Raw genomic sequence first — 12,381 nt, 5'->3', positions numbered from 1 at the left:
CCTTGAGGGAGCCCGGTTACTTGAGGTCGTCCGCGGAGTAGGTGCCGCCGCCGACGAGGACCTTCTCGTAGTTGCTCTTGTCGACGCTGACCGGCTGCAGCAGGTAAGCGGGGACGACCTTGGCACCGTTGTCGTACGACTTGGTGTCGTTGACCTCGGGCTCCTTGTCGTTGAGGGACGCTTCGACCATGTTCGAGGCGACCTTGGCGAGCTCGCGGAGGTCCTTGAAGACGGTCTGCGTCTGCTCGCCCGCGATGATCGACTTCACCGAGGCGACCTCGGCGTCCTGGCCGGTGACGACCGGCATGGGCTTGTTCGCGGAGCCGTAGCCGTCCGACTTCAGGGCGGACAGGATGCCGATGGAGATGCCGTCGTACGGCGAGAGCACCGCGTCGACCCGGGCGCTGCGGTAGCTGGAGGTGAGCAGGTCGTCCATGCGCTTCTGCGCGGTGCCGCCGTCCCAGCGCAGGGTGGTGACCTGGTTGAGGGCGGTCTGCTTGGAGCGGACGACCACCTGGCCCTTGTCGATGTACGGCTTCAGGACGCTCATCGCACCGCTGAAGAAGTACTTGGTGTTGTTGTCGTCGTTGGAGCCGGCGAACAGCTCGATGTTGAAGGGGCCCTTCTTGGAGCCGTCCTTCAGGCCGAGCTTCTCGACGATGTACGTGCCCTGCAGCTCGCCGACCTTGCTGTTGTCGAACGAGGCGTAGTAGTCGACGTTCTCCGTGCCGAGGATCAGCCGGTCGTAGGAGATGACCGGGATGTCGGCGTCCTTGGCCTGCTGGAGCACGTTGTTGAGGGACTTGTTGTCGATCGCGGCGATGACCAGGGCGTCCACGCCCTGCGTGATCATGTTCTCGATCTGGGAGACCTGCTGGTCCGGGTCGTCCTCGCCGTAGACGAGCTTGGTCTCGTAACCCTTGGCCTTCAGTTCCTTCTCGACGTTGGCGCCGTCGGAGATCCAGCGCTCGGAGGACTTGGTCGGCATCGCGATGCCGATGGTGCCGCCTCCACCGCCGCCCTTGTCCTCCTCGCTGCCGCCCTCGCTGTTCTGGCCGCAGGCGGTCAGGGTGAGGGCGAGGGAGGCGGCGGATGCTATGGCGGCGAGTGCGGCTCTGCGGTTGCGCATGGTCATCATCCTTGATGTGGGTGCAGGGCTCGGTCTGGTGGTGCCAGAACGCAAAAACGCTGAGGGTGGAACGACCGAGAGCAGGTGTGTGGGATTGTGCGCGGCTGTGTCGTCTTTTGTGAAGGGAGTTTCCGGAACGTTATGACGAGATCTCGAACCGGTTGAGCGAGCCCGGCAGTCGTGTGCCGAGCGGAGCCATCTCCCCGTCCGCCCCGTGTCGCGCGAGCAGGTCGAGGGCGAGCCGGCCGCGCCGCACCCGCTCCTTGGCGGTGGCCAGCGTCAGTTCCCGCAGGTGGTGGCCGTAGGGGTAGATCCCGGGCGCCTTGGAGAGACCGAACTTCAGATACAGCGGGGCGCCGCGCCGGATCAGCTCGGCCACCTCGTACATCCGTACGTAGCCGCCGAGGTCGTCGGGAGCCTCGATGTACATGTCCATCGGCGCGGCCGAAACCCGCCGTATTTCGGTCAGGTGATCGAGGGTCAGGTCGCTGGGCACGTTGATGGAGTCGGCACCGAGCCGCTCGTACACCGCGTAGGAGGCCGGGTTGACCGGCCCCACGAGCGCCGACAGCTTGAGCGTGGTGTCGGCGGGGATGATGCCCGCCGTCCGTGCCCGGTGCAGCGTCCACAGCACGCCCTCGTCGGCGACGAGCAGGCACTTCACGCCCAGCTCGGTGGCTCGTACGGCGTCCTCGACGCATCCGGCGACGGCGTCGTGGCCGCGTGCCCGAAGGCCCGCGCCGCCCGAGTCGGTCCGGGTGGAGCCGCCGATGTCCCAGGTGCCGCGCGGGCCGGTGAACAGGCAGAGCTCGATGTCGCGTTCGGCGGTGGCCTCGACCATCTCGGTGATCTCGGCGTCGCTCAGCATCCACACGCCGCTGCCCTGGCTGATCCGGTGGATCGGCACGTCCAGCCGCGAGGACTCCTTCAGCACCACCCCCAGCGCCTCCGGCCCCTCGCAGGAGGGGATCTCGGTGCGCCAGCGGCCACCGCCCGGGAAGGAGTGCGGCGAGGCGTCGGCGGGGTCGGGGCCGGGCGCGGCCAGACCGAGAGCGGTGAGCGCCTGCTCACCGGGCCTGCGTGCGGCGGCCTTGGCGGAAGCGTCGGTCACAAGTCTGTCCTTAATGTTCGGTATATCGGACGAAGTTCGCGGCTCTGGGGAGGAGAAGCCGGAGCGGAAGCGGAGGAAGGGTGTGGAGAAGAAGCCGGAGGAGGCGCGGCGGAGGGGAGGCCGCAGGGGAGGCGGGAGCGGGGCCCGGAGGAGAAGCCCGCGCAGATGGATGTACGCCGGTACGGAGGCCGTCAGGTCGCCCCCGTACCGGCGTACGGCTCAGGGGTGGGCGTCAGGGACGCAGCAGCACCTTGCCGACCTTCGGGTCGCCGGACCCCACCAGCTCGATGGCCTGCTGGAACTCCGCGAGCGGCAGCTCGTGCGTGACCAGCGGCCGCGGGTCGAGCAGGCCGGCCGCGAAGACCCGCACCGTGTGCGCCCAGGCGTCCGGCGGCGCCCCGAAGACGGTCTGCACCTCCAGCTGCCGTACGACCAGGTCGGTCGGGTCGAGCCCGTCGGCGCCCGGCGCCGGGATGCCGGTCAGCACCAGCCGTCCGCCCCTGCGGAGCAGCCCGGCGGCGGTGCGGGCGGCGCCGGCGGACCCGGCGGTCTCGATGACGACGTCGAAGTCGTCCGGGAGGAGCTGGTCCTTCGTCCGGAAGTCGGTCGCGCCGTACTGCCGCGAGAGCGCCTCCCGGTCCCCGCGCGTGCCGACGACCAGCAGTTCACCCGGGGACGCGGCACGCAGGAACTGCACGGCGAACATGCCGAGCGTCCCCGTGCCGACGACCGCGATCCGCTCGCCGGGGCGGGCGTTCGCCTTGAGCGCGGCGGCCGCGATGCAGGCGGCGGGCTCCAGCAGGGCGGCGGCGGTGAGGTCGGCGTCGTCGGGCAGGGCGTGCAGGAGACGGGCGGGCAGCGTCAGCGTGGGCGCCATGGCCCCCGGCTGGGTGAACCCCGTCTCCTCGTACCCCGCCGTGCACAGCGTCGTCTCGCCCGCGTGGCAGCGGTCGCAGACCTGGCAGTTGCGGAACCCCTCACCGACGACCCCGCGCCCGACGAGGGACGCGGGTACCCCGGCGCCGACCCGCTCCACGGTCCCGGACCACTCGTGCCCGGGCGTGAGCGGGTAACGCACGTACCCCTCGGGCCGGTTGCCCTGGTAGACCTCGCGGTCGCTGCCGCAGATCCCGGCCGCGTGCACCCGCACCAGCGCCTCGCCGGGGCCGGGCTCGCGCGGCTCGTGCGGCACGAGCCGGTGCTCGCCCGGCGCCTCGATGACGACGGCGCTGCTCATGCCCCGGTCCCCTTGGGCTTGCGCTGCTCCCAGCCCTCGGCCCACAGGTCGAACCGCGCCTGCTGCTGCGGGAACTCGGCCGCCGCGTCGGTGTCCAGCTCGACGCCGAGGCCGGGCGCGTCGGAGAGGTGGAAGCACCCGTCCTCCGGGTTCACCTGCGGCGCGCCCTTGACGACCTTCTTGATCTCCGCGTCGGCGAAGTCGTTGAAGTGCTCCAGGATCTTGAAGTTCGGGGAGGTGAAGCCGACCTGGAGGCTCGCGGCGGTGAGGACCGGTCCGCCGACGTTGTGCGGCGCCACGAGCGTGTAGTGGGTCTCGGCGGTGGCGGCGAGCTTCCGGGTCTCCCAGATGCCGCCGATGTGGCCGACGTCGGGCTGGATGATGTCCACGGACTGGTCCTCGAACAGCTCGCGGAACTCGATCCGGTCGTGGATGCGCTCACCGGTGGCGACCGGGATGTCGACCTTCTCGGCGACCTTCCGCAGCGCCTTGAGGTTCTCCGGCGGCACCGGCTCCTCCAGCCAGGCCGGCTTGAAGGGCGCGAGTTCACGCGCGAGCCGGACTGCGGTGGAGGGCGAGAACCGGCCGTGCATCTCCAGCATCAGCTCGGCGTCCGGCCCGATCGCGTCCCGCACGGCTTCGATGAGCGACACGGCGTAGTTCGTCTGCTGCTGGTCCAGCTCGAAGTGCCCGGTGCCGAACGGGTCGATCTTCAGCGCCCGGTACCCGCGCTCCATGACCCCCTGCGCGGCCTTGTGGTACGCCTCCGGCGTCCGCTCGGTCGTGTACCAGCCGTTGGCGTACGCCTTCACCTTGTCGGTGACCTTGCCGCCCAGCAGCTGCCAGACGGGGACGCCGAGGGCCTTGCCCTTGATGTCCCAGCAGGCCATCTCGACGACGGCGATGCCGGACATCACGATCTCGCCGGCGCGGCCGTAGTCGCCGTACTTCATGCGGCGGACCAGGTCCTCGACAGCGAACGGGTCGGAGCCGAGAATGTGGTTGGCCTCGGCCTCCTTCAGATAGCCGAGGAGCGCGTCGGTGTGCCCCAGCATCCGGGTCTCGCCGACTCCAGTGATCCCCTCGTCGGTGTGCACCTGGACGTATGTCAGGTTGCGCCACGGCGTCCCGACCACGTGTGTGCTGATTCCGGTGATGCGCACGGCGGCTGCCCTTCGCTCTGTTCGATATTTCGTCACTCGTTCGAAATGCTGGCGTGACAGTAAGGACGGCGCGGTCGGGGTGTCAATGGGTCGGACACATAACGGTTTCGGCAGTTTCGAAAGTCGGAGGCGGAGCGGGCCCGGCCGCTTTCCCACACAACCTTCACAGCCGCCTCTAGGAACGCGCCCGTTACGGAACTTAACCTTCCCGCGTCATGGACTACTGTCACCCGTGCCGACGGCACCTCAACGGCGCCCTCGCCTGCCCGGGATGCGGCACGCCCGTCGAAGAACTCCCCGCGTCCGACGCGTACTCGGCCGAGGGCGAGGGGCGTCCGCCGCAGGCCTCCGCCGAGGCCGGCACGCCTGACGAGGCCCCCGACGACGCTCCCGACGACGCCTCCCGCGGCGGGCGGGCCGGCCGCCGCGACCGCAAGGCCGCGGCACACCGCCGGCGCCGCCGCCGGACCCTGCTCGTCACCGCGGGCTTCGTCCTGGCGGCCGGCGGACTGAGCCTCGCGGAGCTCGCCACGGACACCCCCGGCTCCCCGGCGCCCCCGGCGGCCGCCGGGGGCGAGACGACGGACGGCGGCGCGGCGCGGGAGGCGGGGGAGGCGCCGGCCGTACCGGTCGACGGGACGTCGAGAACGGACACGGCCTCGGGCGCGCCGTCCCCCGGCACATCCGCCTCCGCCTCCTCCTCGACAACGGTGTCGGCGTCGGCCCCGGAGTCCCCGGACGCCAAGGAGCCGGAAACGGCGGACGGCACCGAGGCCTCGTCGGCACCCCCGGGGCCGGCGCCTGAGACGGAGCCGACCCCGGACCCGCCGTCAACGTCCCCTGACGACCGGTCCCCGACGTCGGCCCCCACCCCGACGACCCCGCCGGACCCGGACCCGGACCCGGACCCGGACCCGACCGAAACGTGCGACCGCTTCCTGTGGTGGTGCACCTGAAGCACGCGCCATGGCGCACGTCCCTTCCGTCACGCGATACTGCCGCCGTCCGACGGGCACCCCACTGCGACGGAAGGACCTGGACTCCCTTGACTCACATACGCGTTCGGAGCGGCGTACTCGGACTGGCCCTGGTGGCGGGGCTCGCGGCCCCGGTGACGGCCACGGCGGCACCCCCGGCCACCGGTTTCGCATCCGCGTCCGCACCGACCGTCGAAGAGCGGCGGCTCGACGGTGACGTACCCCAGGAGATCCTGCGACGGTCCGGATTCGACGCGGTGGCACCGGGGTTCGCCCGCGGGCTGGGGCGGGCGGACTCCTACCGCGAGGCCCGCCGTGTCGTCGCGCGGGAAGGCTCGGCATTGTGGCGGCGGGCCGTGGACCGGGCGCAGGGGCGCGGGCCGGCCCGCGGGGACCTCAGCCGGGACGACGACCGGCCGCTGTACTGGGCGCGGCTCGGGATGACGCGTGCACTGCGCGCCTGGGACCCGGGGTTCCACCTGACGGAGCGGCAGCGGGCCGCGCTGCTGGGGGACCTGGAGCGCGCCTCGCGCGGCCAGGGCGACATCCGCCTGCCACACACCGGGGACGGCAAGGACGGCAAGGACGGCAAGGACGGCAGGGACGGCAGGGACGGCAAGGGCCTGAAGCGGGTCCTGCTCACCGGTTTCGACCCGTTCACCCTGGACCGCGACATCCGGATCTCCAACCCGTCCGGCGCCGCCGCGCTCGCCCTGGACGGCACGGTGATCCACACGCCGGACGGGCCCGCCCGGGTGGAGACGGCCGTGTTCCCGGTGCGCTGGCAGGACTTCGGGGAGGGCGCGGTGGAGCGGGCGCTGCGGCCGTATCTGCCGGAGGTGGATCTGTTCACGACCGTGAGCCAGGGACGGGTCGGGCGGTTCGACGTGGAGCGGACCAACGGGGCCTGGCGGGGCGGGTTCCCCGACAACGAGAACGTGTCACGCACGGAGTCGGTGCCCGTCGCCGACCCGGCCTCGCAGCCTCAGTGGACGACGACCACACTCCCGTACGCGGCGATCACGGCCGCGGACACCGGCCGCTTCCCCGTGTACGACAACACGAGCGTGACCGAGGTCCCGGCGGGCGGTACCGAGCCGGTCGTACGGCCTGACGGGCCCACGCCCGGCTCGACGGCTCGCGCGGGGGGCGGCGGGGACTACCTCTCCAACGAGATCGCATACCGGGCGACGCTGCTGCGGGACCGGCTCGGGCTGCGCGGCACGCTGCCGGGCGGGCACGTCCACACGCCGGTGCTGCGGTTCGGGGCCGGAAACACCGATCCGGCCACCGGGACCGTCACCGACCCCGCGTTCGTGCGGAACCGGCTGGACATCGTGGCGCAGGTGCGGGCGATCGTGGCCGTGGCGGTCAGCGCTCCGGGGCCGGACCGGCCGGGCCGGAACTGACCGCCGGGTCGGCCAAGCCGCCGTCGGACCGGCCGTCGGCGCCGTCACGGGTCTCCTCGCCCAGCAGTTCGCGGGCGAGGAGCGTGGCGCCGGCGACCGCGCCCGGCATCAGGAACACGGCGACGAACGGCACCAGGAAGGCCACGCCCAGCGGGGTGCCGAAGCCCCAGACCAGCATCTTGCGCGAGCGCAGGAGGGCGAGGCGGTCGCGCAGTTCGACCCCGCGGCGCTGGAGGGCGACGGAGGTCAGTTCCTCGGTGAGGAAGAAACCGGTGACGACGAAGCCGATCACCGGCACGACCGTCTGGCCGACGACCGGGATGAGACCGAGGGCGAAGAGCAGTACGCCCCAGACGGCGGCGCGGACGAGGATCCGGAGACTGTCGCGGCCCGAGATCCACAGCTCGCGCATGAGCGGCAGGTCCGACTCGGGGGCGGTGCCGTCCGGGGAGACGTCGCGGTCGACCCGCTCGGAGAGGCTCTCGTAGAAGGGCTGGCCGATCAGCAGCGTGACCGCGGTGAAGGTGAGGACGGCCAGGAGCAGGGAGAGGGCGAACAGGACGGCGGTCAGGAAGCCGCGGAAGAGTCCGAGCCAGGGGCTCGACCAGTCGTCGGCGAAGGGGGTCGCCCAGGCGACGAAGTCCGTGCCCCACAGCGCCAGCCCGACCAGCGCCGCCGCGTACAGGACCAGTGTGATCAGGCCCGGGACGAGCCCGAAGCCGTAGCTCTTGCCGTGCCGGGCCACCCAGCGCTGGCCCTTCAGGAGTTGGCCGAATCCCGCCCCAAGATCGCGCATGGGCAGAACTCTACCGGCCGGCACCGGCACCGGTCGGGGGCGGCGGTGCGCGGGCGGTGCTCAGGGGATGAGCGCCGCCCCGCGCGAGACCGTGCCCCGGTCAGACGAGCGTCACGGTGATGTTGCCGCGGGTCGCCTTCGAGTACGGGCAGACCTGATGGGCCTTCTCCACCAGCGACCGCGCGGTGGCGGCGTCCACCGCCGGGATCTCGGCGGAGATCTCGACGATGATGCCGAACCCGTCGTCGTTCTTGCCGATGCCGACCTTCGCGGTGACGGTCGAACCGGAGACGTCGGCGCCCTCCTGGCGGGCCACGACGGCGAGCGCGCCCTGGAAGCAGGCGCTGTACCCGGCGGCGAAGAGCTGCTCCGGGTTGGTGCCCGCGCCGTTGCCGCCCATCTCCTTGGGCGGGTTCACCACCACGTCGATCTTGCCGTCATCGGTGGCCACCCGCCCGTCGCGGCCGTTCTCGGCGGTGGCGACGGCGGTGTAGAGGACCTCGGACTGCTGAATGGGCATGCGGTTGTCTTCCTCCTCGGTCCGCCGTGACTCGCGCCCACGATCACGACGGATTTCGGAAAGACGCTACCGCATGCCGGAAATTCAGTGAAGGCCGCACTTCCCGCGCGGGACGTCAGAGCTTGACGATCATCTTGCCGGTGTTGTCGCCGCGCAGGACGCCGAGGAAGGCCTCCAGGTTGTTCTCGATGCCCTCGACGACCGTCTCGCGGTACTTCAGCTCGCCGGAGCGGACCCACGGACCGACCTCCTGGACGAACTGCGGCTGGAGGTCGTAGTGGTCGCCGACCAGGAAGCCCTCGATGCGGCCGCGGGTCTGGATCAGGCGGGCGAGGTTCTTCGGGCCGGGGGCGGGCTCGGTGTTGTTGTAGACGGAGATCGCGCCGCAGATCGCGATGCGGCCGTCCCGGTTGAGGGACCCGATGGCGGCCTCCAGGTGGTCGCCGCCCACGTTGTCGAAGTAGACGTCGATGCCGTCCGGGGCGGCGGTGCGCAGCTGCTCGCTCACCGGGCCGTCCTTGTAGTTGAAGGCGGCGTCGAAGCCGTAGTCGTCGACGAGCAGCTTGACCTTCTCGTCCGAGCCGGCGGAGCCGATGACCCGGGAGGCGCCCTTGAGCTTCGCGATCTGCCCCACCTGGCTGCCGACGGCACCGGCGGCGCCCGATACGAACACGGCGTCGCCCTCCTTGAAGGAGGCGGTGCGCAGCAGGCCGGCGTAGGCGGTGAGCCCGGTCATGCCGAGCACGCCCAGGTACGTCGACAGCGGCGCGGCTTCCGGGTCCACCTTCACGGCGTTCTTGGCGTCCACGGCGGCGTACTCGCGCCAGCCGAAGAAGTGCAGGACGTGGTCACCGACGGCGATGCCCTCGGCGTTCGAGGCGACGACCTCGCCGACCGCGCCGCCCTGCATGGGCTTGCCCAGCTCGTAGGGGGCGACGTACGACTTGGCGGCGCTCATGCGGCCACGCATGTAGGGGTCGACGGAGACGTACAGGTTGCGCACCAGCACCTGGCCCTCACCCGGGGTGGGGGCGTCGGCCTCGACGAGGTCGAAGTCCTCGGGCTTGGGCCAGCCGACCGGACGGCTGACCAGGTGCCATTCGCGGTTGGCGGTGGGGAGGGCGGGGGAGTCGGTCATGGGGGCACCTTTCCGGGGAACGCAAGAGATGTTTCAGCCTATGAAACAACCATGCGACTGAACATTTCAGCTTGTCAAACAAATGGGTACCCTGGTTTCCATGGCCACACCACGCGACACGACCCGCCGACCCGACGCACTCACCCTGGAAGTCGTCGAGCTGATCGGCGAGGTCGTGTCCCGTTTCCACGCCGACTACGAGGAGGCGGCCGCGGAACGCGCCCTGACCGGGGCGCAGGCCAAGCTGCTCAGTCTGCTGTCGCTGGAGCCGCTGCCGATGCGGAAACTGGCGCAGAAGCTGAAGTGCGAGCCGTCGAACGTCACCGGGATCGTGGACCGGCTGGAGGCGCGGGGCCTGGTCGAACGGCGCCCCGACCCCGGCGACCGCCGGGTGAAGGTGGCGGCGGCGACGGAGGAGGGGCGGCGGGTGGCCCGGGGCCTGCGGGAGTCGCTGCGGTTCGCGCGGGAGCCGCTCGCGGGGCTGTCGGAGGGGGAGCGGGTGGCCCTGCGGGACGCGTTGCGGAGGATGCTGGACGCGGGCACCCGTGGAATGTGAAGTCGAAGACGGCACCCCGGAACGTCGGCGACCGGCTCGTGGGTGTTTGTGAAGGATCGGTACGGACTCCGGACCGGACGCCCGATCACCGGCCCCTGGGACACGGCGGCGACTACCGTCTGACCGGGAACGCCCTTCGAGGGACGTGGCCCCCACGAACAGCCCCGGTCCGGGACCTGACATCCGGGCCGGGGCTCAGTACCGCGCACCGAGCCCCGGCGTCGGGTACCGGCGCCGAGCCCCCCGGCGCCGAGCATTCCGCCCCGGCTACCGCACCGAGGCCCGGCCTTGAGCATTCCGCTCCGGCTACCGCACCGAGAAGCCGTACACCGTCTCCGAGCGGAACACCTCGCCGGGCCGCAGCACCGTGCTCGGGAACTCGGGCCGGTTGGGGGAGTCGGGGAAGTGCTGCGTCTCCAGCGCGATGCCGTCACCGGGCGCGAAGGGCTCGCCCAGGTGGTCGGCGGTGTACAGCTGCAGGCCGGGCTCGGTCGTCGCCACCGTGAGGACGCGCCCCGACGCCGGGTCGTACAGCTCGGCGACCTCCTCGGCGGTGCCGGTCACACCCTTGTCGAGGACGAAGTTGTGGTCGTAGCCGGTGCCGACCTTCCGCGCCTGCCGGAAGTCGAAGCGCGTGCCCGCCACGTCCTCCAGAGCGCCCGTCGGGATCAGGTCGGCGTCGACCGGCGTGATCCGGGACGCGGCGAGCCGCAACTCGTGGCCGCCCGCGTGCCCGGCGCCCGGACCGCCCAGGTTGAAGTAGCTGTGGTTCGTCGGGTTCAGCACGGTCGGCGCGTCCGTGACCGCCTCGTACGCGATCCGCAGCGCGCCCGACTCGTCCAGCGTGTACGTCGCCGACATCTCCAGGCGGCCCGGGAAGCCCTCCTCGCCGTGCGGGGCGACCCGGCTCAGCCGGACGCCGTGCGCACCGTCCCCCACGGGCTCCACGTCCCACACGCGTTTGTCGAAGCCGCGCTCGCCGCCGTGCAGCGAGTTCGGCCCGTTGTTCAGTGCCAGCGCGTACGTCCGCCCGTCCAGCGGGAAACGGCCGCCGGCGATCCGGTTGGCGTACCGTCCGACGAGCGCGCCGAAGTAGGGCTCAGGGTGCGTCACATAGCCGTCCAGGTCGGCGAACCCCAGCACCACGTCGGCGGTGTTGCCGTCCCGGTCCGGGACCTCGGCCGACTGCACGATCCCGCCGAACGACAGGACCCGTACCCGTACGCCGGCCCGCTCCAGGGTCCAGCGGTGGATGGGAGTGCCGTCGGAAAGTGTGCTGAAGAGTTCGTTCATGTGCGGAACTCTAGGACACTCCAGGTCAGCGCCCGTCAGTGCCGGCCGGCCCCGGCGGGCCCCGACCGGCCAGGGGTCAGGGCTTCTCGGCGGTGACGGCGCGGTACGCGATCTCGGCCAGCCGGGCCTGGCCGTCCACACTCGGGTGGAACCAGTCCCAGCGGCTCAACTGGTCGGTGCCGAACCGGAACTCGTGCACCGCGCCGTCGTCCGTGCGGCACCGCCTGTCCTTCGCGCAGACCTCCCGCAGGACCTCGTTGTAGTCCTCCACGCGTTCCTGCACGGTGTTCCGCCGCAGCTTCGCCGCCGAGTCCAGGGAGTCCGCGTCACCCAGCATCGACGGGCAGATGCCCAGCTTCCACACCTGCTTGCCCAGCGGGTTGGTGCGCCCCTCGGACCACAGACGCTTCAGGTCCGGGATGCTCGCCACGTACACCTGCGCCTTGGGCAGTTTCCCGCGCAGGGTACTCATGGCCTCCTCGAACTGGGCCCGGAAGTCGGCCACCGGGGTCATCGCCGAGGCCGTCTCCCGGCACGCGTCGTTCGCCCCGACCATCACCGCCATCAGCTCGGGGCCGCGTGCCGCCGCCCGGGTCACCTGCCCGGTCAGGTCGGCCATCCGGGCCCCGGTGACCGCGTAGTTCCAACTCCGCTCGGCCGCCCGGCTCTTGCCCAGCAGCCGTACGGCGAGACTGCCGACCTCGGCCCTGCTGCCGGTCGCCCACGACACCTCGGGGCAGTCCGACAGGACCATGCAGGCGTCGAAACCGCGGGTGATGGAGTCGCCCACGGCGGCGACCGACGCCGGCGTCGTGTCCCAGACGGGGGCCGGCTTCGGCCACTTCGACGTCGTACCGGACGGGTCCGGGGAGTCGCCGCCCACGGCGTCGCAGCCGGCCACGCCCAGGACGGCGGCTGTCAAGGCGGCGAGTGCGGCGCGCGCACGGCGACGGCCGCTCCGGGTCCCCTGGTCCGTCCCCTGCCCCATACCGGTCCCACCCCTCGCCTCGTGCCTCCAACGTCCTCAACCCATGACACCGCGCCAGGGTTCC

12 protein-coding genes are annotated in these 12,381 nt (G+C 71.5%); 3 read left to right on the top strand and 9 right to left on the bottom strand.

The window, feature by feature from the left end; all coding sequences use genetic code 11:
• Positions 1-16: 16 nt before the first annotated feature.
• The 4 genes from chvE to ACH4F2_RS00250 all read right to left on the bottom strand — a co-directional run bounded on the left by chvE (position 17) and on the right by ACH4F2_RS00250 (position 4,640).
• Entirely contained in the window at positions 17-1,129 is a 1,113-nt protein-coding gene (gene chvE, locus ACH4F2_RS00265) for a multiple monosaccharide ABC transporter substrate-binding protein (protein WP_398130433.1), read from the bottom strand.
• Positions 1,130-1,268: 139 nt separating this feature from the next.
• Positions 1,269-2,240, bottom strand: a complete 972-nt coding sequence (locus tag ACH4F2_RS00260) for a hypothetical protein (RefSeq protein WP_398130432.1) — start codon at positions 2,238-2,240, stop codon at positions 1,269-1,271.
• Positions 2,241-2,472: 232 nt separating this feature from the next.
• On the bottom strand, positions 2,473-3,477 hold the full coding sequence (locus ACH4F2_RS00255) for a zinc-binding dehydrogenase (protein ID WP_398130431.1): 1,005 nt from the start codon (positions 3,475-3,477) through the stop codon (positions 2,473-2,475).
• Positions 3,474-4,640, bottom strand: coding sequence for a mandelate racemase/muconate lactonizing enzyme family protein (locus tag ACH4F2_RS00250; protein WP_398130430.1), 1,167 nt, complete (start codon positions 4,638-4,640; stop codon positions 3,474-3,476). Before ACH4F2_RS00250 ends, ACH4F2_RS00255 begins: the two co-directional genes overlap by 4 nt.
• Positions 4,641-4,855: 215 nt before the next feature.
• Between ACH4F2_RS00250 and ACH4F2_RS00245 the strand changes: the two genes are divergently transcribed.
• Positions 4,856-5,596 (top strand): hypothetical protein, encoded by a 741-nt coding sequence (locus ACH4F2_RS00245; protein ID WP_398130429.1) that lies wholly within the window; start codon positions 4,856-4,858, stop codon positions 5,594-5,596.
• Positions 5,597-5,685: 89 nt separating this feature from the next.
• The gene (locus tag ACH4F2_RS00240; protein ID WP_398130428.1) at positions 5,686-7,026 is read left to right on the top strand and encodes a pyroglutamyl peptidase; all 1,341 of its coding nucleotides are present in this window, start codon (positions 5,686-5,688) and stop codon (positions 7,024-7,026) included.
• Here the strand turns inward: ACH4F2_RS00240 and ACH4F2_RS00235 are convergent.
• The 3 genes from ACH4F2_RS00235 to ACH4F2_RS00225 form a co-directional block, all read right to left on the bottom strand.
• Positions 6,989-7,822, bottom strand: coding sequence for an EI24 domain-containing protein (locus ACH4F2_RS00235; protein ID WP_398130427.1), 834 nt, complete (start codon positions 7,820-7,822; stop codon positions 6,989-6,991). The two genes, ACH4F2_RS00240 and ACH4F2_RS00235, sit on opposite strands and share 38 nt — an antisense overlap.
• A 100-nt stretch (positions 7,823-7,922) precedes the next feature.
• The gene (locus ACH4F2_RS00230) at positions 7,923-8,342 is read right to left on the bottom strand and encodes an organic hydroperoxide resistance protein (protein WP_398130426.1); all 420 of its coding nucleotides are present in this window, start codon (positions 8,340-8,342) and stop codon (positions 7,923-7,925) included.
• A gap of 115 nt (positions 8,343-8,457) precedes the next feature.
• Positions 8,458-9,480 carry an NADP-dependent oxidoreductase gene (locus ACH4F2_RS00225; protein ID WP_398130425.1) on the bottom strand — a complete coding sequence of 341 codons (1,023 nt, stop codon included), beginning with the start codon at positions 9,478-9,480 and terminating at the stop codon, positions 8,458-8,460.
• A 100-nt stretch (positions 9,481-9,580) separates the two neighbouring features.
• Here ACH4F2_RS00225 and ACH4F2_RS00220 point away from each other — a divergent pair, with 100 nt between their 5' ends.
• Complete coding sequence (locus ACH4F2_RS00220) at positions 9,581-10,036, top strand: MarR family winged helix-turn-helix transcriptional regulator (protein WP_398130424.1); 456 nt, start codon at positions 9,581-9,583, stop codon at positions 10,034-10,036.
• A gap of 306 nt (positions 10,037-10,342) precedes the next feature.
• Here the strand turns inward: ACH4F2_RS00220 and ACH4F2_RS00215 are convergent, their stop codons facing one another.
• Together ACH4F2_RS00215 and ACH4F2_RS00210 are read right to left on the bottom strand one after the other, a co-directional pair.
• Positions 10,343-11,329, bottom strand: a complete 987-nt coding sequence (locus ACH4F2_RS00215) for an aldose epimerase family protein (protein WP_398130423.1) — start codon at positions 11,327-11,329, stop codon at positions 10,343-10,345.
• A 76-nt stretch (positions 11,330-11,405) separates the two neighbouring features.
• Entirely contained in the window at positions 11,406-12,317 is a 912-nt protein-coding gene (locus ACH4F2_RS00210) for an SGNH/GDSL hydrolase family protein (RefSeq protein WP_398130422.1), read from the bottom strand.
• Between the last annotated feature and the right edge of the window lie 64 nt (positions 12,318-12,381).

Source organism: Streptomyces sp. NPDC017890 (assembly GCF_044328675.1).
In the GTDB taxonomy this organism is placed as follows: domain Bacteria; phylum Actinomycetota; class Actinomycetes; order Streptomycetales; family Streptomycetaceae; genus Streptomyces.
This window is presented reverse-complemented; position numbering and strand designations above follow the sequence as displayed.

Excerpts from the sequence above, each read along its gene's own strand:
- chvE (WP_398130433.1), bottom strand. The coding sequence starts at position 1,129 with ATGCGCAACCGCAGAGCCGCACTCGCCGCCATAGCATCCGCCGCCTCC.
- ACH4F2_RS00245 (WP_398130429.1), top strand. The coding sequence starts at position 4,856 with ATGGACTACTGTCACCCGTGCCGACGGCACCTCAACGGCGCCCTCGCC.
- ACH4F2_RS00230 (WP_398130426.1), bottom strand. The coding sequence starts at position 8,342 with ATGCCCATTCAGCAGTCCGAGGTCCTCTACACCGCCGTCGCCACCGCC.
- ACH4F2_RS00225 (WP_398130425.1), bottom strand. The coding sequence starts at position 9,480 with ATGACCGACTCCCCCGCCCTCCCCACCGCCAACCGCGAATGGCACCTG.
- ACH4F2_RS00235 (WP_398130427.1), bottom strand. The coding sequence starts at position 7,822 with ATGCGCGATCTTGGGGCGGGATTCGGCCAACTCCTGAAGGGCCAGCGC.
- ACH4F2_RS00220 (WP_398130424.1), top strand. The coding sequence starts at position 9,581 with ATGGCCACACCACGCGACACGACCCGCCGACCCGACGCACTCACCCTG.
- ACH4F2_RS00255 (WP_398130431.1), bottom strand. The coding sequence starts at position 3,477 with ATGAGCAGCGCCGTCGTCATCGAGGCGCCGGGCGAGCACCGGCTCGTG.
- ACH4F2_RS00210 (WP_398130422.1), bottom strand. The coding sequence starts at position 12,317 with ATGGGGCAGGGGACGGACCAGGGGACCCGGAGCGGCCGTCGCCGTGCG.
- ACH4F2_RS00215 (WP_398130423.1), bottom strand. The coding sequence starts at position 11,329 with ATGAACGAACTCTTCAGCACACTTTCCGACGGCACTCCCATCCACCGC.